This window comes from Moorena sp. SIO3I8, from assembly GCF_010692325.1.
Classification (GTDB): Bacteria; Cyanobacteriota; Cyanobacteriia; order Cyanobacteriales; family Coleofasciculaceae; genus Moorena.
The window spans coordinates 1-23,698 of sequence record NZ_JAAHHW010000053.1 but is presented as its reverse complement, the minus strand read 5'-3'; the positions used below and the strand labels follow the sequence as shown (position 1 = coordinate 23,698).

Annotated in this window: 23 protein-coding genes; 10 read left to right on the top strand and 13 right to left on the bottom strand. The window is 43.9% G+C overall.

The genetic code is table 11. The annotated features are described in order from the left end of the window. Nucleotides 1–154 precede the first annotated feature (154 nt). Nucleotides 155–1,546 (bottom strand): DUF2252 family protein, encoded by a 1,392-nt coding sequence (locus F6K51_RS19970; RefSeq protein ID WP_293023308.1) that lies wholly within the window; start codon nucleotides 1,544–1,546, stop codon nucleotides 155–157. A 441-nt stretch (nucleotides 1,547–1,987) separates the two neighbouring features. Between F6K51_RS19970 and F6K51_RS19965 the strand changes: the two genes are divergently transcribed. Next, nucleotides 1,988–2,467 (top strand): DNA phosphorothioation-associated protein 4, encoded by a 480-nt coding sequence (locus F6K51_RS19965; RefSeq protein WP_293023306.1) that lies wholly within the window; start codon nucleotides 1,988–1,990, stop codon nucleotides 2,465–2,467. Nucleotides 2,468–2,522: 55 nt separating this feature from the next. On the opposite strand, the gene F6K51_RS19960 is transcribed toward F6K51_RS19965, so the two are convergent. Together F6K51_RS19960 and F6K51_RS19955 are read right to left on the bottom strand one after the other, a co-directional pair. Beyond that, nucleotides 2,523–4,124 carry a DGQHR domain-containing protein gene (locus F6K51_RS19960; protein WP_293023304.1) on the bottom strand — a complete coding sequence of 534 codons (1,602 nt, stop codon included), beginning with the start codon at nucleotides 4,122–4,124 and terminating at the stop codon, nucleotides 2,523–2,525. Between the two features lie 106 nt (nucleotides 4,125–4,230). Next, nucleotides 4,231–4,452, bottom strand: a complete 222-nt coding sequence (locus F6K51_RS19955; protein WP_293023302.1) for a hypothetical protein — start codon at nucleotides 4,450–4,452, stop codon at nucleotides 4,231–4,233. A 228-nt stretch (nucleotides 4,453–4,680) separates the two neighbouring features. On the opposite strand from F6K51_RS19955, the gene dndC reads away from it, so the two are divergent. The 3 genes from dndC (at nucleotide 4,681) to dndD (ending at nucleotide 9,049) form a co-directional block, all read left to right on the top strand. Then, on the top strand, nucleotides 4,681–6,231 hold the full coding sequence (gene dndC / locus F6K51_RS19950; RefSeq protein WP_293023300.1) for a DNA phosphorothioation system sulfurtransferase DndC: 1,551 nt from the start codon (nucleotides 4,681–4,683) through the stop codon (nucleotides 6,229–6,231). A gap of 21 nt (nucleotides 6,232–6,252) precedes the next feature. Further along, the gene (locus F6K51_RS19945; RefSeq protein WP_293023298.1) at nucleotides 6,253–6,840 is read left to right on the top strand and encodes a DUF924 family protein; all 588 of its coding nucleotides are present in this window, start codon (nucleotides 6,253–6,255) and stop codon (nucleotides 6,838–6,840) included. A gap of 208 nt (nucleotides 6,841–7,048) precedes the next feature. Beyond that, the gene (gene dndD, locus F6K51_RS19940; RefSeq protein WP_293023296.1) at nucleotides 7,049–9,049 is read left to right on the top strand and encodes a DNA sulfur modification protein DndD; all 2,001 of its coding nucleotides are present in this window, start codon (nucleotides 7,049–7,051) and stop codon (nucleotides 9,047–9,049) included. Here the strand turns inward: dndD and F6K51_RS19935 are convergent. Beyond that, nucleotides 9,039–9,557 carry a hypothetical protein gene (locus F6K51_RS19935; RefSeq protein ID WP_293023294.1) on the bottom strand — a complete coding sequence of 173 codons (519 nt, stop codon included), beginning with the start codon at nucleotides 9,555–9,557 and terminating at the stop codon, nucleotides 9,039–9,041. The genes dndD and F6K51_RS19935 overlap by 11 nt on opposite strands. Nucleotides 9,558–9,760: 203 nt before the next feature. Between F6K51_RS19935 and dndE the strand changes: the two genes are divergently transcribed. Next, the gene (gene dndE, locus F6K51_RS19930; protein ID WP_293023292.1) at nucleotides 9,761–10,156 is read left to right on the top strand and encodes a DNA sulfur modification protein DndE; all 396 of its coding nucleotides are present in this window, start codon (nucleotides 9,761–9,763) and stop codon (nucleotides 10,154–10,156) included. Nucleotides 10,157–10,185: 29 nt separating this feature from the next. On the opposite strand, the gene F6K51_RS19925 is transcribed toward dndE, so the two are convergent. Both F6K51_RS19925 and F6K51_RS19920 read right to left on the bottom strand, forming a co-directional pair. Then, entirely contained in the window at nucleotides 10,186–10,797 is a 612-nt protein-coding gene (locus tag F6K51_RS19925; RefSeq protein WP_293023290.1) for a DUF2062 domain-containing protein, read from the bottom strand. A 177-nt stretch (nucleotides 10,798–10,974) separates the two neighbouring features. Further along, a complete protein-coding gene (locus tag F6K51_RS19920) occupies nucleotides 10,975–11,583 on the bottom strand; it encodes a thioredoxin family protein (RefSeq protein ID WP_293023288.1) in 609 nt (202 codons plus the stop codon). Nucleotides 11,584–11,850: 267 nt separating this feature from the next. On the opposite strand from F6K51_RS19920, the gene F6K51_RS19915 reads away from it, so the two are divergent. Further along, nucleotides 11,851–12,255: an NIL domain-containing protein gene (locus F6K51_RS19915; protein ID WP_293023286.1), complete on the top strand. Its 405-nt coding sequence runs from the start codon at nucleotides 11,851–11,853 to the stop codon at nucleotides 12,253–12,255. A gap of 94 nt (nucleotides 12,256–12,349) precedes the next feature. After that, nucleotides 12,350–13,477 (top strand): HEAT repeat domain-containing protein, encoded by a 1,128-nt coding sequence (locus tag F6K51_RS19910; RefSeq protein WP_293023284.1) that lies wholly within the window; start codon nucleotides 12,350–12,352, stop codon nucleotides 13,475–13,477. Between the two features lie 151 nt (nucleotides 13,478–13,628). Here F6K51_RS19910 and F6K51_RS19905 read toward each other — a convergent pair whose 3' ends face one another. Further along, nucleotides 13,629–13,748 (bottom strand): photosystem I reaction center subunit VIII, encoded by a 120-nt coding sequence (locus tag F6K51_RS19905; RefSeq protein ID WP_071986957.1) that lies wholly within the window; start codon nucleotides 13,746–13,748, stop codon nucleotides 13,629–13,631. 1,336 nt (nucleotides 13,749–15,084) lie between these two features. Here F6K51_RS19905 and F6K51_RS19900 point away from each other — a divergent pair. Further along, on the top strand, nucleotides 15,085–15,570 hold the full coding sequence (locus F6K51_RS19900; RefSeq protein WP_293023350.1) for a photosystem I reaction center protein subunit XI: 486 nt from the start codon (nucleotides 15,085–15,087) through the stop codon (nucleotides 15,568–15,570). Between the two features lie 379 nt (nucleotides 15,571–15,949). After that, nucleotides 15,950–16,207: a FeoA family protein gene (locus tag F6K51_RS19895; RefSeq protein WP_293023279.1), complete on the top strand. Its 258-nt coding sequence runs from the start codon at nucleotides 15,950–15,952 to the stop codon at nucleotides 16,205–16,207. A 41-nt stretch (nucleotides 16,208–16,248) separates the two neighbouring features. Here F6K51_RS19895 and trpE read toward each other — a convergent pair whose 3' ends face one another. The 3 genes from trpE to F6K51_RS19880 all read right to left on the bottom strand — a co-directional run bounded on the left by trpE (nucleotide 16,249) and on the right by F6K51_RS19880 (nucleotide 19,873). Next, complete coding sequence (trpE, locus tag F6K51_RS19890) at nucleotides 16,249–17,778, bottom strand: anthranilate synthase component I (protein WP_293023277.1); 1,530 nt, start codon at nucleotides 17,776–17,778, stop codon at nucleotides 16,249–16,251. A gap of 94 nt (nucleotides 17,779–17,872) precedes the next feature. After that, complete coding sequence (locus F6K51_RS19885; RefSeq protein WP_293023275.1) at nucleotides 17,873–18,301, bottom strand: photosystem I reaction center subunit II PsaD; 429 nt, start codon at nucleotides 18,299–18,301, stop codon at nucleotides 17,873–17,875. Between the two features lie 630 nt (nucleotides 18,302–18,931). Next, nucleotides 18,932–19,873, bottom strand: a complete 942-nt coding sequence (locus tag F6K51_RS19880) for a DALR anticodon-binding domain-containing protein (protein WP_293023273.1) — start codon at nucleotides 19,871–19,873, stop codon at nucleotides 18,932–18,934. A 73-nt stretch (nucleotides 19,874–19,946) separates the two neighbouring features. Between F6K51_RS19880 and F6K51_RS19875 the strand changes: the two genes are divergently transcribed. After that, on the top strand, nucleotides 19,947–20,648 hold the full coding sequence (locus F6K51_RS19875) for a Crp/Fnr family transcriptional regulator (protein ID WP_293023271.1): 702 nt from the start codon (nucleotides 19,947–19,949) through the stop codon (nucleotides 20,646–20,648). 480 nt (nucleotides 20,649–21,128) lie between these two features. On the opposite strand, the gene F6K51_RS19870 is transcribed toward F6K51_RS19875, so the two are convergent. The 3 genes from F6K51_RS19870 to F6K51_RS19860 all read right to left on the bottom strand — a co-directional run bounded on the left by F6K51_RS19870 (nucleotide 21,129) and on the right by F6K51_RS19860 (nucleotide 23,552). Then, entirely contained in the window at nucleotides 21,129–21,665 is a 537-nt protein-coding gene (locus tag F6K51_RS19870) for an NADPH-dependent FMN reductase (protein ID WP_293023269.1), read from the bottom strand. A gap of 574 nt (nucleotides 21,666–22,239) precedes the next feature. Then, nucleotides 22,240–23,022, bottom strand: a complete 783-nt coding sequence (locus tag F6K51_RS19865; RefSeq protein WP_293023267.1) for an ABC transporter ATP-binding protein — start codon at nucleotides 23,020–23,022, stop codon at nucleotides 22,240–22,242. Beyond that, nucleotides 23,007–23,552: a hypothetical protein gene (locus tag F6K51_RS19860; protein WP_293023265.1), complete on the bottom strand. Its 546-nt coding sequence runs from the start codon at nucleotides 23,550–23,552 to the stop codon at nucleotides 23,007–23,009. Before F6K51_RS19860 ends, F6K51_RS19865 begins: the two co-directional genes overlap by 16 nt. Nucleotides 23,553–23,698: the final 146 nt, after the last annotated feature.

Here is a 23,698-nt window from a genome sequence, read left to right as displayed (position 1 = left end):
ATGTAGCTGTTTTGTTTCTAAGTTAGAGGTTAGAGGTTATAGATTATAGGGACTAGATCGCGACCCTCCCTTTACCGCTTATCCTGTTAATGAAGCTTTCCCCTCTGCCATATCAACGGATTACATTCTACCAAAGCCAATTAAACTAAAAGGATTAGTCACAACTGCCGCTAGAGCAGCTATTGGGTTTCAGCTTGTCCACAAAGTAACCATAGTCCTTCTTAACTTGATCAGCATAACTCAAAGCCACTTCCCTTACCAATTGTCGAAACTCCTTGTGGCGACCGTCAGTCAACTCATCCACCTGTTTGTCTATGGAATAAGGCACTAAGGTGGCATCAAAATCTTTGTCAGCTCGTGCGTGAGCTGTTGCCAACACTTGACCCCATTGTTCAGCTAGCTTAACAAAGCGTTTCTCTTTGGTTAGCTCAGTGATATCAAAGGTTTCCTTAAATGGCGATCGCTCTCGCACTGAGTAATACCCATCCCCTAGTTTCATCCAGCCCAGGTGATTATCGGTGTACTTGGTTAAGGCTCGATAGGCTAAAGCGTGACGTTGACCCTCATTGTTAAAATTTTTATCATACTTTTCCCGTTCCTCCTGACTCAAGTAATCATAGGCAGTAGGGGAAGATTGGAATTTAATGTCCAAGATCCGGTCATCCTTCTGGGAAGACGTCTCGCCTTCAATTAGGAGATAATACCGGGGCACTCCTAAGGAACCAGTGCCAGCCAGTAAACGTTGCGCAATATCTTTGACTCGGAAGTAATCTTTATCATATTTAAATTTTTTTGTCAACGTTTTCTTATAATCTGCGATCGCATTCTGAATATCCTGTCGCTCGGAAGCAGTAGCTTTGCCTAACTTAACCTTGGATAAATCGAAGCGACGCTGATTTCCGTCCAGTTCTGTCCATTTTTTCAAGATTTTTTGGCGGCTTTCGCTAGCTTCCACTCCTTCTAGGAAGTCATCCAACTTCCCATAAGTATTGTCTTTAGTGAAGTAAGTCTCCAGTTCACGATCATTACCGCGATAGGAAGCCATAGTATCAAGATAGGACTCACTAAAGGCATCAATCCCCTTGTTTTGTTCCTCAGCAGACAAACCATTCTGACGACCGACCAATGCTAAACTAGCTCCCATGCGCCAGACATCATATTGGTAATCAGCAATAATCCCATCATCAAAGTCATCGAGTGGGTAAACGATTTCCCCTCGATTATTATCATATGCCCCAAAGTTCTCGGCATGCATATCTCCGGATAACCAAATCTTGGTTTTGGCATTTCCAAAATCCTTGAGGCGGCTATCGCCAGCAAAATCTTTCCAAAATAATTGGTTAGTGCCACGGTAGAAGACAAATTCAGAACAAGCCATTTTGCAATATTTAGTTTCTCGATCTTGCTTAGAAATGTCACTGTTTGCCTCCTGAATCGTTTTCACGACTACCGTTGCGCGATCGCTGGTTTTCATTTGGGGGTCCGGTCGGTCGGGGGAGGCACAGGATAGGTTAGTCAGTAAAAGTAGGATTGCAAACGCACTCACATAAACTAGTTGCTTACAAGTCTTCATCATTCAACTCAATAAACTCAAAATTACGTTAATCTATGAAACATCAAGCAATAGATCTCTAAGAGGCTATTCCGTCAGCCGTCAGCCGTCAGCCGTCAGCCGTCAGCTCAAAGCTCACGCTACGCAAACAGCTTAAAATCAACCTAGAACGAGATAATTTAATAGTTCTAGATTAATGAAAATTGAAAGTCTGGGGAAAAGTCCATTGACTCGTGGCACAGACTTCGACGCTGGGAGGCATTAGCTGATAGCTGATAGCTAATAGCTGATAGCTGATAGCTGATAGCTGATAGCTGATAGCTTACGCTATTCCTTTACTCTTTTTCTTGATGGTATAATAAATAGATTACCGCACTTTAAGGTTTTTGCGCTTAGCCTTGTGCATAAGATTTATTAAAACTAGACACCAAGACAATGGCTGGAAACAGAATCAGGGTTGCTAAAGATAAGGCGGCTTTGGTGAAAGACCTAACCGCTTCCGATGGAAAAACCGGACCGTTTCAGACTTATGCTGATGTGATGGTGTTTGCAGCTGCTTTAGGAGTAAAGCGTAAAAAGCGATCGCCCCTGAAGGTAATTTCTAAACGAGAGCCTGGTCCGATTGGATTGGAAATTTTTGTATCAAGGGGATATGAGGTAGTAATTAAATTAATTGCGATCGCTGAGATTAAGGATACTAAAATTCTTTCTTCTATCGATAAAGAGTCTGAGGACAAACGCATCTATATTTTTGAGGAGTATGCCAATGGAGGGCTTGATATTTTGCGCAATGAGTTGCGAGGTGCAGTAGACTATTCCGAGCGACTTTTGTTAATTTTAAATAATGATAGGTATAAGAAGAAAGAATATAAAGAAAATGAGCAACAAGAGTTTGATTTGAGTCGATTTTTGTGAGAGCTAGCTCCTACACTTACGGGATAGGAAAGTGTAGGAGCTGTCACTAATTCTGTTACAATTGAGGTGGTAATCCTACCTCCTTCAGTTTCACAAATTTACCCTCAAAGCTGATCCCTTGATCTTTGCCAACACTCCTGGCATTAGCCACAGCGATGCGCAGTTGAGCACGTTCCATACGCTCTGTAACACCACCCAAAAGATATAACATCACTTTGGAGGCTAACTCTCGTCCAGAAACTAGCACTCGCTTTCGATTTGGGTCATACAAAATCCCGTACCAAGGGGATTGTGGGTGATCTATCTGACTAAAGCCACCCGAACCATCGTATTTTTGAAGTTTCTCGAAGATGCTTTTGAGGGAGAAATCCTTGTTACATACTAGGATACCCAAAGCTTGAACGAGGGCGATTTGTCCTACTGGACGGAATAGCATGTTTCCTTCTCCTCCACCCCTTTCATGGTTAAACCGACGCAGCTGGGGTGTTTCTTTTCCATGTTCGAGTTTTTGATAGCTGGGTAAACTAGCGAGATAGTCGAAAAGCTCTGTCAATGTTTTAGTTCCCATCTCTAGCTCTTCATCTTCAGGACGCATGGGAATTAGACCTTTCTCACAGGGTTTCCAGTGAAAGAATTGGTAGCCCAAATACAGCTCAGATATATGTTTGAGAGCTTGTAGGGTAGTCAAGACTGTTGACTTAGCTGAAACTGTAGCGCTATCCCAATTAACCCGAGGATTACGATTTTCCATCTCCCTCAGCAGAGGATGAGTCATGGCAATTTTTCTAGCAACGATTGAGAAGCCATCGTCTTCATTGAGCAACGCTAATTGTCCTTTGCTCAACCTTACTGCCATCAGGTTAACGTGAGCAAAAATCGATCGGATGCGTCGCCGTGCTTCTTCACGGGTTTCTCCCTGAACGACAGCAGGAATAAACTCAATACCAATTTTTTCTGTGGCTAGACTTTGGAGATAACCTGGCGAGATGTGATACTCCTCAATCAAGTCATCAACTGTAATCAGGGAGCCGATTGGCTTTTTGCCTTTGCTATATTTCTGGAGCGTACCAATTTTAATCAATTCCATCAGAGCTTGGATTCCCATCAGTCGATGCTGACCGTCTAAGGCAAAAATTGAAACATGGTCTGAAACATCAAGCAGTCCGACTGTGCGATCTTTATCTAAACTGGTGAACTCAGCTGCCGACTGCCGAGCGCGTTGATTCTTATCCCACTGAGCAGCTTGGGCATTATCTACCCACCCAGAGCTAAGCACTACCAAGACTGGGGGAAACTTGTGAGTTTTGCGGGCTGCTAGATATTGAGCCAGAGCAGCTTGACGTGACCAATCAAGGGGACGCTGCTGAAGCGCTTCGATGGTATCGGCATCTCTGACGATATTGTTTGTTTGTTGATCAAACTTTTGTTGAAATAGCGGTAGTTGGGAGGCGTAGCGGACGCGAATCGCTAACCATTCCAGAGTGACTGAGCCAATAAATGCCTCTGTAGTGCCCATGTGAGTTTTCTGCACCAAGATTTGATCGTTTCTAGCCAGATGTCTATCGAGCAATAACGCCAGCGCTTGTCGATCTCGGCTTTCTTGTTCAAGTATTTGCTTGGCGAGGTCATTGGGATGATTTTCAGTTTTGATCACCATAGTTTTAAACCCATAATGCTGCGTTGTAGAAGCTATCGATAAATAGTAAGCATTCAGCATTCAGCATTCAGCATTCAGCATTCAGCATTCAGCATTCAGCATTCAGCTAATGCGCTACCTCACAGCGTCGTTCGCACAGCGTGGCCAAAAGCCAAAGCCTGTGCCACGCTACTGTTCGCGCAGCATGCCCGTAGCGCAATCGGTGCTTTTGAATAAAATAAGCTGTTCCCGTAGCATGAGCCTTTAGCTGACGGCTGACCGCTGACCGCTGTTCGCGTAGCGTGCGCGTAGCGCATATGCTTACGATAAATATTTTTAAGACTAGCACAAGTTTTTAACAATCAAATTAGCTGATTTCCCTATACTCGAGGTTCGATAGAGTAAAACTATTAATCATACCAATTTAGGAAGAAAAACGTTAGATCCACTGTCAAGAAATTTTATTCAAAACTTGGGATAAGCTCGAAAAAAGGACCAATCTGCCAAGCCTTGTCTTAGCAGAGAGTAAGCACCCCGCTCTTTCCCAGAGGGGGTTTCCCCACTGCCGTGAAGACTGATGAATCAGGTAAAACTCTCAGAAAATAAGCCAAAAAATCGCACTGTGGCTGAGCTGGTGGAAGAGATTACTGCTCTGACCACCGAAATTCAACAGTTGTACTGCTTAGACGCAATTCCCTGGGTTATAGGGTATAGTGGTGGCAAGGATAGCACCGCCACTCTACAGCTGGTATGGAATGCGATCGCAGCTCTGCCACCAGAACAGCGAACTAAGACTATCTATGTCATCACTACAGACACCTTAGTAGAGAATCCGATTGTTTCAGCTTGGGTTCGCAATTCCCTAAAACAGATTAAGTTGGCAGCTGAAGCTCAAGGATTGCCCTTTGAACCCCATCTCTTACAACCGGAGGTTAAAGAAACCTACTGGGTAAGTTTAATTGGCAAAGGTTACCCAGCCCCACGGGGGAAATTTCGCTGGTGTACTGAACGTTTGAAAATTAAACCCTCTAACCGTTTTATTCGGAATGTTATCCGATCTAGTGGAGAGGCTATTGTTGTTTTAGGCACTCGCAAAGCTGAAAGCCAACAACGGGCAAGACGGATGAAAAAAATGGAAGCTAAACGAGTACGTGATCGTCTAACTCCTAATATGAATTTACCCAACTCGTTGGTTTATAGCCCCATTGAAGATTGGCAAAATGATGAGGTTTGGCTGTATCTCATGCAATGGCAAAACCCCTGGGAATACAGCAATAAAGATTTATTTGCTATGTATCGAGGGGCTAGTGCTGATAACGAATGTCCATTAGTTGTGGATACGTCTACTCCTAGTTGTGGTAGCTCTCGTTTTGGTTGCTGGGTTTGTACACTGGTGAGTCAGGATAAATCCCTGACAGCAATGATTGATAATGACGAAGAGAAGGAATGGCTGGAACCTCTACTGGATTTGCGAAAGGAGTTGGAGCCTGGAGAAAACCGTGAGCGACGAGATTTTAGACGTAGCAATGGTAATGTCCAACTGTATGAACGGAATTTAGATGGACAAATCTCTGTTGAGCCAATTCCTGGTCCTTATACCAAAGAAGCACGGGAGTATTGGCTGAGGCGATTGCTTACTGTTGAAACTGAAATTCGTCAGAATTGTCCAGACAATATGGGGGACATCACCTTGATTAGTCAAGAGGAACTTAGTGAGATTCGTCGCATCTGGCTAGAAGAAAAACACGAATTTGACGACAGTTTGCCCCGCATCTATGAGGAAGTTACTGGTGAACCTTTCAAAGACATCCGTCCTGGCGCTGAAAACCATCTGCTTGGTGTTGATGAGTGGCAGGTCTTAGAAGAAATCTGTGACAATGATGCTATGCATCTCGAACTAATGGCAAAACTGCTAGACACAGAACGCCAGTATGTGACTAGGTCTCGTCGTATTGGTATCTATGAGGCTTTGGAGCGGTGCTTTGATACTAGTTCTCGGTCTAAAGAAGATGCGATCGCTAATGCTCACTTGAAACGAGATTTAAAAACAGCTGCTGATGAAGGGGATGTTGACACTGTCAAGCAGCTGGCTTGGGCAAATTTAAAATTTCCAGTCCAAAATTCGTAATCCTTAAAACTGGAGTAACTTATGATACAGGCTTTGGATAGATTTAATGAGATATTAAATTTCTGGTTTGGTAAGCCGGACGAACCCGAATATGGCAAATCCCGCAAAGTCTGGTTTACTAAGAACCCAGATTTTGACCAAGAAATGCGATCGCGTTTCCTCGACATCTATCAACAAGCCGTGACTGGGGAGTTAGATAATTGGCAAACATCACCCTATAGCTGCCTAGCGCTAATTATCCTATTCGATCAGTTTCCTCGCAATATGTTTCGGGGTCAACCCCAAGCTTTTGCTACTGATTCCAAAGCCTTGTCTACTGCCCAGTATGCTGTTGATCGAGGCTTTGACAAAGAACTCTTACCAGTCCAGCGCTGGTTTATCTACTTACCATTTGAGCATAGCGAAAATATCGAACATCAGCGCTACTGTGTTGAATTATTCTCGACTCTTAAAGATGATCCCGATAGTGCCAGTACAATTAATTATGCCTATCGTCATCTAGAAGTGATTGAACGTTTTGGTCGCTTTCCCCATCGCAATAAAATCCTTGGTCGGGTTAATACTCCAGAAGAGGATGAATTTATAAAGCTGCCCGGTTCATCTTTTTAGCGTTAATTATTTAGAGTTAATCGTTGAGATTTAACGGTAAACGATTAACACCAACTATAGCGTTTATCATAGTTATGAGGTACACATACTTTTTTCTCTTTTCCCTGTTCCCGATTCCCGATTCCCGATTCCCGATTCCCGATTCCCGATTCCCGATTCCCTGTTCCCTGTTCCCTGTTCCCTAGAAAATTCATACTTGATAAATCCTGTGATTTTCCTTGAACTTGTCCTAGAAAACTTTGGCCCCTATCTCGGGCGTCAGGTGATCAATCTCTGTCCAAAAAGGGATGATAACTCTCGACCTATTATTCTAGTCGGTGGTATGAATGGTGGTGGTAAAACCACTATGATGGATGCGATTCGTCTGGCTTTATATGGACACCGCGCTCAATGTTCCACCCGTGGCAATTTGAGTTATAGCGACTTTCTAACTCAGTCAGTCAATCGCAATGCCTTACCTATTGACAACACCCGAGTGGAATTAGTTTTTGAACATATCGAGAACGACCAGCCCATGGAGTATCGGATTGTACGCACTTGGACAAAAAAACCGAAAGATGGTAAGGATAACTTAGGCATTTTAGAGGGAGACTGGCTGGATTCTGCCCTAACCAATACTTGGGACGAGTACATTGAAAATCTGTTGCCCTTAGGAATATCAAACTTATTTCTTTTTGATGGGGAACAGGTTAAAGAACTAGCAGAAGTAGAAGCACCACCCCCGGTTGTTGTGGAAGCGATTCGATCCTTACTTGGTCTAGAACTTGCTGACCGCTTAGCCATTGACCTTGATATTTTAGTGACGCGCAAACGCAAATCTATGGCGAATCAACAGCAACTTGCTAATTTGGAAGATATCGAAAAAAAGCTTTCCTCTCAACAATCAGACTATGAGCTAGCTAAACAAGAGTTATGTAGTATTCAAGAACAGCTAGAACAAACCAGGGAAAAACAGCAACAAGCTTTTGATAAATTTGTCTGTGATGGTGGTAAAATAGCAGCCCAACGGAACCAACTAGAGAGTCAACTCCATCACTACAATACTAAAGTTGAACAAATTCGTGAACAGATGAGGGAATTAGCAGCTGGTATTTTGCCTCTATCGTTAATTGAACCCCTACTCACCCAAGCTCAAGCTCAAGCAGAAAAAGAATCGCGGGCATCACAGGCTAAACTAGCTAGAGATATTTTACAACAGCGTGATCAACGTCTGGTAGATTTATTGACTGCCCTCAAGTTGCCTGCTAAAAAATTTGATAAAATTAAAGCGTTCTTGGGAAAAGAAAATCAACAAATAGAGCAAGAGGCTGGGGAGGTTAAAGACCCTTGGTTAGGAGCTGAGGAAGAAATGTTTCATTCCCTAACTAATCTCCTGACTTACTACCAACCAACTCAAAAGCAATTAGCTGAAGAGCAATTAGCTAAGCGCAAAAATCTGGAAGCAGATATTAATGCTACTAAACGACAACTAGCAACAGCTGCTCCTCCGGAATCCTATCAAGAACTCGAAGATGCACTAAAACAGGCACAAACGGAATTGGCTCAAGCTCAAGCAGCTTACGAAATCGCTAAACGCCGCTGTGATAAATTAGGATATGCGATCGCACAAAGCAAAAAAGACTTAGCCAGGTATGGTGAAGAAACCATTGACCGCAAAAATGATCAGCATATGCTTGCAGCATCTGCATTAGTCCAACAGAGCCTTAAGGTTTTCCGGGAACAGTTAACTCTGAGAAAACTGAATAAATTAGAACATGAGGTAACCGAATGCTTTCTTTATCTCCTTCATAAATCTGACCTAGTCCATCGAGTTGCCATCGACACCAACAGCTTCAGCCTATCCCTGTACGACCTACAAGGAAAACTTGTACCGAAACATCGTCTATCGGCTGGGGAAAAGCAATTATTAGCGATCGCATTATTGTGGGGACTCGCCCGTGTTTCTGGACGTAATCTACCGGTAGCGATTGATACCCCCCTCGGACGATTGGACTCGTCCCATCGCAGCAACCTAGTGGAACGCTACTTCCCCGCTGCCTCCCATCAGGTGATTCTGCTGTCTACAGATACGGAAATTGGTAAGGTCGAAGCTAAACAATTACGAGAAGCTGATGCGATCGCACAACAGTATCTCCTAAATTATGACCCAACTAAACATCGGACAACCGTGGAATCGGGTTACTTCTACTCAGAACAAGTCACGGCATGACCAGAAATGTTGTTGACTGTCCATGTAATTTTTCTTGGAGTGCTTCTGGGACAGGGTCTAACGTAATCCTGTATTCTCCTTCTTGCTCCAAGGTAATGCTAGGGCCTGGTTGATAGGGCTGACTAGGATCCGCCGTAGGATCCAAACCCACCCTCGGATAGTTACAAGAATCGTCTTCCCCTGGTATAGGATCACAAGGGTAATAGACAACTGGACTTTGCAAATCGACCATGAGTTGTTGTTGGCTACCATCTGGTAGGTAGATATTCATTATCAAGGGAATCGGCTCTAAGATCTCGACAGGCTCGCCAACAGGTTTAAAAGAGAATGGGACAGTTTCCCCAGCAGTAATTGGTTGGTCTGTATTTGGTACTAGCCGGATGGTAAGAGGTTTTGACAGTAACTGTGCTTCTTCTACTAACTCTTTTGTATCATTATAGCCGCAAGCAGTAATCAATAACGGGCTAATCAATAGGGCAATGGCGAAGACAGTTTTACGAATGTACATGGAAGTTAATCCTATCAGTATTTGCTATCAAAGACGCCAATTTGTCCTCAAAAGTTCTACTGACTGCTGAGTACTTATATCTAAATCCTGACCTTAAGATTGCTATAGTTATAAATCAATTCAAGTTGCCAAACTATCACGACTTTGGGCAAATACTAAAGTAGTTTTTCATAAACAGTAAACCTGAGTTCATTAATTTCTTCATGCAACCCCCAATCAACCAGATCACACTTTCCCAAACTGCCAAAGACCAACTGATTAAACTCAAACGTCAAACCAAAATCCCTCAGTGGAATGTCCTTTGCCGCTGGGCAATCTGCCGTTCCCTCGCTGAACCGACAATGCCCTCCCCGGTTCCCATACCTGCCGATAGTAACCTTGAACTGACTTGGAGTGTGATGGCAGGAGATATGGCTGATCTGCTCCTGATTGCTCTCAAACAACGCTGCCATAACGATGGCTTAAGTTTAGATCAAGAAACTCTAGGAAATCAGTTTCGCCTGCACCTTCATCGAGGTATTGGTTACTTAGCAGGGGATACAACTATTAAAAAAATTGAGGATTTGATTGCCATGGCTGTTATCAAGGATGAAGTGTGAAGTATGAAGTGTGAAGTCTTACTGAGGACTCAGGAGTTAGCACTATAGTGTTCACTGCGGTGCGTTCGGGAAGCCGTTCCAAAGGAAGATCGCTTTTTCTGACACTTCAAGGCACGAGAAGTCCGCAATCGATAGATCAGCTTCACACTCAACCAATAACTAACCACAGCACAAACCAATCCAACGGCCAAACAACCAACAAATAAGGTTAGGACAATGTCTGACCCCAATTCTGTAAATCCCTGCCAAGATTGCAAACTCACATTAGCCAAGTCATCCCGGTTAAGTAGCCATTCACCCACGTGAAAGTTGAATGCAAAAATTGGCACATAAGTCAAGGGATTACTAATCCAAGTTCCAGCAGTAGCAGCTATTTTGTTCCCTCGCAAGAGTACCGCCAGCAAAATCCCTATAAATAACTGGAGACCAAACAGGGGAAAGAACCCAGCAAACACACCACATGCTAAACCTCGTGCGATCGCTTCTGGTTTTCCTTGCATACGAACCAAGCGCCAATATATGTATTTTAGGCGTCGTCTAAAAGTTCCCCTCGGTCTGATCGACTTTCGTTTACCTAGGTCAAGGGGTTTGGTGGCTGAGGGTAAAGGCTGTGGGTAGCTTGACAGGGATTTTCTAGACATTTTGGCAAATCAATCAGCAACCAACCCTCTAGCAACTGGGGCAGATTATTAGTCAGCAGGTAATCTTTACTGTAGCGGAAAATTAGCTTCAAGGGCGAAAGCCAAAGGGCAAAGGGGAAAATAAAGCTACAAAAATCTTAATAAATTTTATGCAAGCTTCCTTATACCTTGTGCCTTTTACCTTGTGCCTTTTACCTGACTGCCATGGCTACGAGGATCATCTTGAGTAGTGATTGTAACTGACAGGGAATCGTCAATATCCGAAACCGTACCACTAGCTTGGCTATAAGGTAAAGGCACATGGGTTACTATGGCATCTAAGTTAGCTTCGAGTACTTGACGGGGTTGTTCTCCAATAGTTTGGGCGATCACTGTGCTGGCTTCATCAAAATATACAAAATGAGGAATACCATCTACTCTATACTTGACCAATTCTGGTAACCACTTGCTGTTATCCACATTCAGCATGACAAAATTGACTTTGGTTTTATACTGCTGTTTCAGTTGACCCAAATCCTTTGCCATGGCTTGACAACTGGTACACCAGTTGGCATAAAACTCCATCAAGGTTGGCTTACCATTGCTCAGAGCAATCTCTAGAGGGGTAGATGCTTCAGCTTGGGCTTCCAAGGAACCGAGACTAGTCTCAGTTTTTAATCCCAAGAATAGGGCAACACCCAGTGCGATCGCTACTAGGGCAATTAAAAAGTTTCTGATCCGGCTGCCACTAGTGGGTACTGAAGGGGAGGAGGATGGTGTAGTTGAGTCTGGTGAATTAATAGCCATCTTGCTACAACTTTCTTGCTATAACTTTATAATTGTTTACATTTTACAACAAGAGCACTTAGGCACCAACAGCCTTAAAACCCGGTTTCTCGTTATAAATCTGGCAATAGCAGGGTTTGGGGCGTAACTGCTGAGCAACTTAGAAGTAGATCAGATTAAAAGGTTTTTTGTTGACGGTTGACGGCTGACTGTTGACTGTTAACTATCAAGGAGTGGGAATGTTACGTTAATTTTTACTGGTCTACTGATAAAGTTTCACAAATCACCATGAAAAAACGGGTAACTCTGACCTTTCCCCGACGGGCGATTCAGATGCCGGTGGCTTACCGACTGGCAAAGGATTTCAATGTGGCTGCTAATATCATCCGGGCCCAAGTCGCTCCCAATCAAATCGGCAAACTTGTGCTAGAGTTATCTGGCGACATTGATGAGTTGGATGCTGCGATTGAGTGGATGCGATCGCAAAACATTGATGTTTCCCTGCTAAGTCGCGAGATTTTGATTGATGAGGATAGTTGTGTCGATTGTGGCTTATGTACTGGGGTTTGTCCCACTCAAGCCCTTAGTCTTGAGCTAGAGACATTCAGATTGAAGTTTAAGCGATCGCGTTGCATTGTCTGTGAGCAGTGTATACCCACTTGCCCTGTTCAGGCCATTTCTACAAATTTTTAAGATTTCAGACGCCTTAAGCTATTGCCCAACAACCCTGTTTTCAGGCACACTTTCAGATAAAATCAACTAAATATCAACCCCAAGAGGAGCCCTCATGATACCAATTCTTGTAGCTATACTTGCAGCAGCCGTTGTTGGGGCAATCGTATTTTTTATACTGCAAAATAAACTGGATTTTCTATCCGAACAAACCGACAGAAAATTAGAAGTTTTTCAAAATAAGTATGAGACTAGGATAGAACAAAATTCTCAAGCTCTGCAAGAAAGTTATCGAGAGCAATTAAATCAGAAAATTGAGGAAGTCAAACAGCAGGGAGAGTCTAGCGCTGCTGCTGCTGCCCAACCTTTACAGGAAAACTATCAGGCTCAGTTAACCCAAACCACTAATGAGCTGAAGCAACAACTTGATGCTAGTCTTCTGGAAAGTGTCCAATCCTCGGAAGCAAGATATCAAGAACAATTGACACAAGCTACCCATGAGTTAAAGGAAGAACTTGAGTCTAATTTTCGCCAAGAGCTGCAATCTTTGGAAGCAAAATATCAGGCTGATTTAGAGTTAGCCCATCAAAAAATTGCTGAATTAGAACAAGCGCATCAATCTCCAATACCAGACGAGGTTAAGAACCTAGATGAAACAGAGGAAACTTCCGCGCAAACTGGTAATGAATTAGTCGAATTATTAGAAGAGGCAGAAACAAACCAAGACGAGCCTCAACCCGTGGTCAAGGACGAAATGTTGCCTGAGCCCAGTCAGCCAGAGCAACCAGTGCTGACAGAAACCCCAAGTATTACTGCTCAGCCCAGCCAAAGTGATCTCGACTTAGGTGAAACCATAACTGCTTTGGGAAATTATGGTCAAGCCAGGGATATTCCCCAGTTAAGTAAGTACATCAATCATCCTGAAAGCCTTATTCGTGGCTCAATTGCATCAGCCTTGGGGAAAATTGCTGCTGCTCAAGGACTCAGAGCCGAAATTCAACAGGCCATACCGCTGATTGGCAAATTGATTCAAGATCCCCAACCATCCGTGCGACAGTCTGCTGTTGAAGCCCTGAGTAATATTAAATCTGAAAAAGTTATACCCTTGCTTGAAAGGGCATTAAGGGATCCAGATAGTAATGTGGTTAAATCTGCCAGTGCTGGGATTAGTCAGTTTAAGAGTTATCGGCGAACTCCTAAGCCCAAACCTGCTAATAAGACTGTAAAGCCCTCTAAGCCTTAACTTTACTCTAATCGAAAAGCATAGCCCAAAACCCTAGGGATGTGGGGATTGATGACCCTTTCTCGGGAGTCAACCCCCATGATTGAGTCCCACTCTCACCCATACTCCCTTGAACAAAGGGGGCTGGTATCCTGCAGGACTTCTAGCTAGTTTAGTCAGCGTCGCTTTCAATGTGGATAAACAAAAGTCCCAAAACTACAGTAGGCATAACTAAGCCTATGAAGGGGACTAGCATCGTTGGTAAGAAAGAAGCTGCGTATGCGCCTGTCATATCTTATTTTCCTATTTGCCAATTAATACAGTAACAAGTTTAACCTTTCACCACACCAACCCAATCAGGTATGGTGTTGGTTGCCAGTTTGATCGGAAGTAAGCCTCTACTTACCGAAGTAAGTTTCGGTCTTACACTGCCGAGCCAGGGATTTGCTCTACGTGTGAAGAGCCACCACTGCTATCCAGATAACTGGAACAAGGCAGATACCCGCTTACTAGAGGGGTAGATTAGTGACATACTCCCACACGCTTATCGTTCGCGTAGCGTCGGCTTCGCCGAAGATTACAGTGTGGGCTTCTTACCAACTCCAGCCATCGCTTAGGATACTCGGTAAGCTTTATTAACGACACGGGATGCCCCTCCGCGCCGGAACAATACAATAAGTTCTATTTTTAAGCACGTAGGTGGCGGTTAGCTCTTAATTTGTTTTCCCTACTATTTTTAGTATAACGTTTTTCAGGCTGTTTATAGCGAGTTAATGCTCCGCGATTCATCCCACACTCATGCTGCGCATGTTCGTTGTGGGGCATGCCCAGCGGAGGAAGCTAAGCAGGTAAACAAAATTAATTGCACATTTTCCAAAACTCAAAGCCTTGCAGGGTAAGGGTTACATAAATTTGGAGTAGGGAATTAATTCTGTGTAGGTGCTTATCGATTTTTTCGACAAGTTAATCCTATCATGGTTCACGACTATGAAATACCTTGATCTACCTCGGAATTTCCGAGACAACCTGTGGCAAAAACCTGATGATTGCTTCTGCCCTTGCTGAGTCTTTGATGGAGTCAATTCTAATCAGTCTGCCATTCCTCTATTGACATCAACACCTGTCGTTGACCTAGACAAAACCACACAAGTCCAGTCAATTTGGGTTAACTTCCCGTTTCACCTCATAGCATGAGAGGGGTGATCCCAACCCGCCTTTATACCACCGACCCAGTTTCTTCAATGGCTCAGATTACTGGAAAGTTTATGCCAGTCCGATAATTATTAAGATTTTTAACAAAAATTGCCCAATAAACTTTACAAAAATTAATTACTTTTTGTTACAAAAACCTAATAAGCTAAAAGGGGGTTAGTCATCAAAACCGTTGGTTTTAGGTGATTACAATAGTTTGGCAAAGGTGATTTTACCGTAAAGAACTAAGGCGAAAATTTTTGCCATTGACTAAGAAGGTTAGGAAAAAGAACAATATCTCGTATAATTCGTTACGAGAGGATGCACTTCTCAGCGACGATTACTCGTGCTGATTCTTTCAGTTCCTTTTCTCCCCCCTAAAGTATTACTACTCAAGGGGTTTATCCGATTTGATAGGAGATAAATTTACAATGACGATGGATGTAATTAACCATGGTGGAGATCCCCAAGTGGGTAATCTAGCCACCCCAATTAATTCCTCTGCTTTCACAAAAGCTTTCATCAACAACTTGCCAGCCTACCGTAAAGGGCTCTCAGCCAATCGCCGGGGTCTAGAAGTTGGTATGGCTCATGGCTACTTTCTGTATGGACCGTTTGCCTTACTAGGTCCGTTACGTGGGACAGACTATGCCAGCACAGCTGGTTTACTGGCAACAGTTGGCTTAGTGGCTCTTCTGACAGTTGCTTTATCTATTTATGGAGCGGCTGGCTCCGGCAAACCTAAGGCAACATTGACAACACCCAATCCACCAGAAGACTTAGGAACTAAAGAAGGCTGGAGTGAATTTGCCAGTGGTTTCTTGCTTGGTGCTTGTGGCGGGGCATTTTTCGCCTATTTCCTATGCCAGACACCTCATCTAGCGCCACTGCAAAAGATTGCTAGTGGAGTATGGTCTTCTTAACTCTGACTGGAGACAAGAGTTTCTGATCGCGCAGCGGAGGCGAAAGCCGATAGCTAAGCAAGAGAGTAAGGTGACTGACACTTAGTTAAATCACCTATTCTCTTGTTGGCACTCCACCAAAGACGTCGATTTCAAGAAAAGAGGGATGTTCCTTTAATAATAATTGATGCTCCAAAAAGGCTTTATTTTGTTTGAAGCACAAAAAAAGATACAATACCTTAGCCTGCAAATTAATAATTAACTAAATGACCCCTAGTGGTAATTCAAAATTCAAAATTCAAACTTCAAAATAAAGAAAATCATAAATTTGGCAATTTTTTAATTCTGGGTACAAGCCCCCACTGATTGTCATTTTGAATTAATAATTTTTAATTTTGAATTGGAGCGAAGCGACTTGACTTTAGCGGAATTAAAACCTGGAAAGCTTGCCATTATCGAGAAAGTTCAGATCGGTTTGCAGGTCGAAGGTCTCGCTAATCGACTAGAAGCAATTGGCATTATTCCTGATAGACAGGTACAAGTGTTGCGCTCAGCCTGGTTTGGGGGACCGTTACACATTCGAGTTGGTTCCACCACAGAAGTAGCTATCCGACGGCAAGAAGCTAGCATGATTGTAGTTAACCCTGTCAAGGAATAGTTAGCGGTTAGTGGTTAGGGGCGCGCCTAGCTGATAGCTTACTACTCAAAGTCTAAACAGCGGATAGCCTCTAGTAAGCCTCTAGCTTTATTGAGGGTTTCTTGATATTCTTTTTCTGGGTCAGAATCTGCTACCAAGCCAGCACCAGCTTGCACTGACACGGTATGTTTACCAGAACCACATGGGCGAACTACCATAGTCCGGATTGCGATCGCACTATTGAGCTGACCTTCAAAATCGTACCAGCCATAGACACCCGAGTAAGGCCCGCGACGTTCTGGTTCCAGTTCCTGAATGATTTCCATTGCCCGAATTTTGGGGGCTCCACTCACTGTCCCCGCAGGGAAACAAGCTTTCAGTAAATCCCAAGCTGTTTTACTAGCATCCAGCTCCCCTACTACGTTGCTAACAATATGCATAACGTGGGAGTAGCGCTCAATGAGCATCAGTTGATCAACTCTGACTGTACCACTCTTGCACACACGACCCAGGTCATTCCGACCCAGGTCAACCAACATAATGTGTTCAGCAATTTCCTTTGGATCTTCGAGTAACTCCTGAGCTAGAGCTTCGTCTTCAATAGGAGTTTGACCCCGACGTCGAGTTCCAGCAATTGGTCGTAACGTTGCCTGGATTTTTTCCTCTCGGGAAGCTGTTGCCTTTACCATTACCTCTGGGCTAGATCCAATGATTTGCCAGTCCCCAAAGTTAAAATACGCCATGTAGGGGGAGGGATTAATCAGCCTTAGGGAACGGTAAAGGGCAAAAGGGTCACCCTTGTATTCTGTCGAGAGGCGCTGGGACAATACCACCTGAAAGATATCCCCAGCTCGGATATAGTCTTTCGCTTTTTCGACATTAGCGCAGAACTGGGATTTGTCTGTATTGCTGATATAAGACAGTTCTTGAGTAGCACTATCTGGAGGTGTCCATGGGAGTACTGTGTCCTTACCTAAGAGCTGCCCTTGTAGTTTGTTGACCAGAGTACGAACGCGATCGCATGCTTTTTGATAGGCTGCCTCTAAATCTCCTTGGGCATGTCGTAGATCAGCATAAGCGATCACCCAAATCTTACGCTTGACCTGATCAAAAATAATCAGGTTGTCCACTTGCATCCACAATCCATCGGGCAAGTCATTGGACTCTAGGGGATAAATTGGCACACGGGATTCACAAAAACTAATTAACTCATAACCCCAAAAACCGAACAAACCGCCAATTCCTGGCGGCAATTGGGGTAACTTTACAGGTTGATAGGATTTCAGACAATTCGCTAAGGTTTCAAAGGGGTCTCCCTCAAATACTGTTACTGAGCCATCCCGGTTGGTCTGAGTCGTGCGATTTCCCCTAGTTTCCAATACCCACAGGGGGTCACAACCTAGTAAACTGTAACGTCCCAGATTTTCCCCACCTTCTACCGATTCCAACAAGAAGCTGTAGGGTTGACCAGCACAGACCTTATACCAGGCAGAAACTGGCGTTTCTAAATCCGCCACCCACTCCTGGGTTACCGGTACAAAATTACCTTGTTGAGCTACGGTTGAAAATTGGGAAAAATCTGGGAAAATCATGGTCTTTCTCAGCTCAAGGTTAAAAATTCGGCAAACCGCTGAAACTGTTGGTCACAACGTTCAACTTTTTCACCTTTACCTTATCACTGATGAACTAAACCTCGTGAGGTGCCTTCCCACTGAACTTGATAGTTACAGGTTCTGGGTTGCTGCCAATATTGCGGTCTATTTTCCCTGCATAGGGACGCCCTTCGTTGACTTTCTCTGGGAATACCCCATCTGCAGGATGCAGAAACTGGATTTCACCATTGGGATAAACCCGGTAAATTTTATAGTCTTCGATTTTGGGCTTAAATTTCGTCCGCAGTTGGGTTCCCAATGCCAGACACTGTTCCTTACGAGCTAAGTAGAGCAAGTTTTCCCCTTCATTCATGATGGCAGCGCCACCAGTAGGCATTTCAAACACTTGCTCTTTTGAGCTTGTCCAGGTGATAGCGTATTTTTCTTCAACTTCAGCTTTGGTCAGCAATCCGCCAGTGCTACCACCAAATATGGGAGTTTGTCCCGTCAGTTCTTCTGCCATAGTTTTTTTCTCGTGTCTATAATAAGGCATTCAAGGGAATGCTATCATCGAGTTCATACCTGTCTGGCTACTTTGTCAAGAACTGTAACAGTTCTTTAGCTATTCCTGATTTTAGTCATTAGTCTTAGTCATTGGTGATTAGTCATTGGTCACGTGTCATTTCTGCTGCCGCGAGACTTTCGGCTGATTACAAAGGAGCAATAACAAATAAAATATAATAAAAACACACAAAATAAATTTTGGTTACCAGTCAAGCCAGTGACCTGAAACCACCCACATCTCCCTATCCTAATTTTTTTTATGTGAAATACTCTGAAACTTCTGTGTCTGGTAAGAGTGGGCTTCTCCCCAATCTCAGCCTCACCCATCCCAGCCCTGGCTATTTGCTTAGGTCAATTATTTGCTTAGGTCAAAGAGCCCCCGTTTGCTTATAAAGCCAGCTTCACTAACGGCGGGATCTGCCTGCGCTAATTAAATCAGACAATTAAATCAGGTAATTAAATCAGAAAGGGAACCGACGACTGGCCGTGTTTCGTCTCGGTTCCCTGACTGGTTCGCTCCTCACACATCCGTAAATATACCGAAAGCTTTCTGGATTTGTCAACCCCTTTGGCAAAATTTTTTTTTCGGTCAAAGTTCACCTGGTGCAGGGACACCCAGTTGGTCTTCTAGAAGCGATCGCAAAACTACTTGAGTTACTCCCACTAATCCTAACCTTGCTTGAGCCAGCCTAGGGGTCTGGTGTTTCACCTCCCCCCAAATGCGACATCTACGGTAGAACTGCTCAAACGCATTACTCACAGAACTTGCCAACTTTAGCCAATTCTTTGATTCGGTTCCACTCAAGTAGTCTGTCAAGTCAATAAGTTGACCAATCAAAAGTCTTTCTGCTGGATGGAGCAACTGTATAAGCGGCTGATTTGTCCCTGTTCCTAGGTCGTCTTTTAACCAGGGAATTGGATATGGCACAACTATCAGTCCCCTAGAGGTTTTCAAGTCCATACTCTGAATCTGGATTAGGCCCTGGCGATGAGCCAAGTGCAGGAGTGAGCAGCAACGAGCATGGGCATACTGAACTCTAAAGATCTTGGAAGTATCTTGCCAGAAGAGTCCTGAGTGCTGAGTGTTAAGTTCTAAGTAGGGCAAGAGATTTTTTTGACCTTGTTGAGGCCGAAAGCTAATCAGCGTATCTGTTGAAGGTTGAATCCAATCTTGTAACCAAGTTGCTAACCCCTGATCTGTCAGCCAAAAATTAATCCAGCCTGGAGGAGCTACTTCAACCTCGAATTCGATCAAGTTTTGTTTCCCACCATCTTGAGTTATGGTTGGCAAAGATACAGTTAACTGATCAGCAATGGCTAGAGGACTTTGCTGCATGGCGCGAGAAAGCTTGAGAGCGATCGCTGAGCGATATGCTACACCAGTATTATCTGAGCAGCGTTCTAAAGGAATCGTTTCCAATATCAACTGGGGAATACCAGAATATACCATTGCTCTCGATATCTGTTGTTGTAATCGGGTACTCAGGGCAGCAGAATTACCTGACAAATTTACGCGCCATGAGCTACTCATCAAGGTATTTTTTGTTACTTTGGAGTCCATGTAAGATCTAGATAAACTTGTGTATCCATCAGGCTCGGAGCTTATGTATTCACCATCCGACCCATTAGAGGCATCCCGACCCTTTGTAACTTGGCAAAGGATCTTAGATTGGGGACAGGAACACTACCGTTATAGGACGTTTAGCAAAGATGAGCGGATTCCTACCCGTCCTGGGTTGTTGTATTTGGTAGAGCGGGGGGCAATCCGTTTGGTGGGTACTTCTCAAGTCAGCGCTAGCCCCAATTTTTCTGGATCTCAATGCTCCCATCAGAATATGGAAGAAGCATTTTTAGGATTCATTGGTGCGGGTCAGCCTTTTGAAATTGTTGCCCTTTCACCCTTCACACTTCAGGCTTACTCCCACGTTGAGCAAACTGCTGTGGTATGGATGTACTGGGATGACTTAGACAACTGGCCACACTTCCGACGGGAGATCTTAGATGCATTTAGGCTTCAGCATCAACGCAAACTACTGTGGCTGAGTACCTTAGGACAGCGACGAACCATTGATCGGCTCTTGGGATTCCTCATACTATTGGTTGAAGAGTTCGGGGAACCGTGTCAGGAAGGTTACTGCTTACCATTTCCCTTAACTCATGCACAAATCGGTAGTGCCATTGGCTCCACCCGCGTGACTGTCACTCGCTTGATCGGAAAGCTTCGCCAACGGGGAATCATCAACACTCAGAAGGATAATTTAATTTGCTTATCAGGTGACTCAGTACCTAAGATAACTCCTAATTAGGTACACTTATAGATACTTGTGTTCGAGTAAGTGCAGTGGAAATCTAATTTACTGCCAAACTGGCAACACAGCCATGGTAAATTGCTTTTTAATAAAGACATACCTAACAGATCGCACAAATCAGCCATCCTGTGCCGTAATTGATGATCAGCTTGGCTGTGCTGTGAGGGGTAACACCCTTCACAACACAGCCAGTTTTTTTTATAGCAATGGGTGTAATGGTATTTCCAAATTTCCAAATTCAAGGGACGAAGCCATGCAGCGCTACTCCCAGCTCCGAACGCGCCCCGCGTGGCCTACGGCCTCAGTCCCTGCTCCCTAAAACCCAATAGGTGCGCTTTCCGTTCTCCGTAGGAGCGCTACGCGAACGGCGAATTAAATTCGCCACGGGTCGCACCTCAAAATGAGAATTGCTATAGTTTGCCCACCCTAATTTAATTGGTATTTTTTTTACACCCAAGTCCCTAAGCGGATTTGAGCTTACCTTAACTTCTGAGTATTTGCTACCAAACTTTCAGCAAATTTATCGAAGCGCTCGGAGAGTTTTTTATCCAAAAGCTTGCCATCTTCACCAAAGGCTTTCCAAGCCTGACCAATGGCAATTTGCTCTGGAATGACCCAACTATGTACCCAGCGCATAATTATCCGTAGGTCATTGAGAGCGTTACTATTAGACTGACCCCCCAATACACTAATCAAACCGGTAACTTTGCCTTCGAGATGTTCAAAACTCATCAAATCTAGGGCATTTTTAAGTACACCACTGACACTACCGTGATATTCCGGTGTTGCCAGAATTAAGCCATCAGCTTGCTTCACGGTTTCCTGTAATCGGGTGACATCTGGATAGTCTGCATAGTCACTATCACCAGTGCAAAATGGTAATTGCATCTGACGCAAGTCAAGGATTTCAGTGGATATACCATGAGCTTTCACTCGGTCTATGGCATGCTCTAGAGCATGATAGCTATAGGATTCAGGACGTAAACTACCACTAATTCCAACAATGTTCACCATCTCACTAACCTCTGTTTAACTATAGTGCTGATTGCTGATTGCTGAGTACTGATTTCTGAGTGCTGAGTGCTGAGTCTGGTTGACTGTCAACCGTCAACCAAGCTGAGTGCTTAGTGTTTCAGTAGGTTAGGTGCGCTCTTACCATTAAGAATTAAATTCGCCACGGGTCGCACCTCAAGTTGTGATTTTTTGTCGTGAAAGCTACCAATTATCTAAGGAAAGCGGCTATTATGCGTAGTCGTTATGACTACGTTTAGTCTAGCAAGTTGGCAGCAACTTTGTCAAACTCCTGTTGTGGCAGATCGGAGTATGTCGATCATGACCGCAAGGATACATTCGACCATCATGCTGTGACTGATAAGGCATAGGTGCGCTCTTACCATTAAGAATTAAATTCGCCACGGGTCGCACCTGATCATTTTGTTGCTTGAATCTGCAGGGCATCGAGATCAGCCCGAATGGCTAACACAGGTCCTGGTGATTGACTAGTAATTAGAGCCGCTTAGCCTAGAGCCATTCAACCTAGAGCCAATGAACCTAACCAAATTAATCAATACAGTCTCCTGACCTAGAGTCAACCTACTACTTGAATTGGACCAGTGGTACTGGCACTAAAGAATTGCTGCACTAGAGGATTATCTGTGGTATCTATCTCCCCAACGCTGCCGGACCACTGTACTTTGCCTTTGTAGAGGAAAACAACCCGGTCAGCGGTGCGGCGAATTGTACTCTCCTGATGGGTAACCATTAGGTAAGTACTACAAGCGTTTTCTTCCCGTTGTATCTGGCGCACTAAATCTTCAATCACTGTTGAGGCGATCGGGTCAAGTCCAGCGGTTGGTTCGTCGTAGAGTAACACCTCTGGGTTGTCCCTGGGATTATCAGGATTAGAAATTATAGCACGGGCAAAACTGACTCGTTTGCGCATACCTCCTGATAACTCAGCTGGGTAGCGGTCTCCAACACCAGATAACCCTACCATCTCCAGACTTTGATTAACCAATTTCCTAATTCGATGATGTGGTAGTTTAGAGTGCTGGTAAAGCAAGAAACCCACATTCTCTTCCACCGTCAGCGAGTCAAACAAAGCTGCCTGCTGAAATACCATACCAATGCCAATGCGGTCTTGAGCATCTTCTATTAAACCGGAGCGCCGTTGCCCTTTAACATAAACTTCACCGACATCAGCAGGTAGTAAGCCAGCAATAATCCGAAGAATTGTTGATTTGCCGGTTCCAGAAGGACCAATAATGACTAGGGCATCACCCTGATAAATTTTCAGATCCAACTGATTCAAAATGACATTGCTTCCAAACGATTTGCTCACTCCCTTCAGTTCGATCAATGGTTCTGGCATCGGATATTTCTGACATTTTTCATTGTCTTCTCCATACAATGTATAACCTCTTCATCAAAAAGCACTACTTTTTGATAATCAGGAAATTCTCCTGTATGGAGGCGCACAGCCACTTGCCCTAACCCCTCACTAAAGAGAAGTTGCTTAAAAAACAGGTTGTCTGTAAAGGACATAATGTGAGCAGCAATGGCGCACTCGCCTTCCCAGCCAAAGTCCACATCTAGTTTAACGTGATGCCTTTCATGAATACATCGGTAAATTAAGTTGACGTCCTTACCTAGTAGATCTGATTCATTATATTGGGCGCTGATTTTAACATTTCCTTGTTCAAAGTCAGCTTTGATGTCATTCAGACATAGATCTGGTCCTCGAAAGTAGGGTTGGTAGTCAACATACTCAAAATTGACGCCTTGCAATTCTACCTTTGCTAAGTCAATCACAAATTGACGAAACTCTCTAAGTAACGATAGAGGAGCTTCATAGGCTGGAGCTGTCATATAGCCCTTGGCTAATTCTTCAATAATCGTCATTATGATCTCCTTCTGTGCATAAATGACTTCCTAGGAATTCTTGTATATTTTCTGCATTCACAATGTATTCACACTATTAGTAGAGAATAAGTGGTATAGTGAACTTCTTGATGGGGGGGGGAACCCCCTGATAGGGTAAGTCCTAA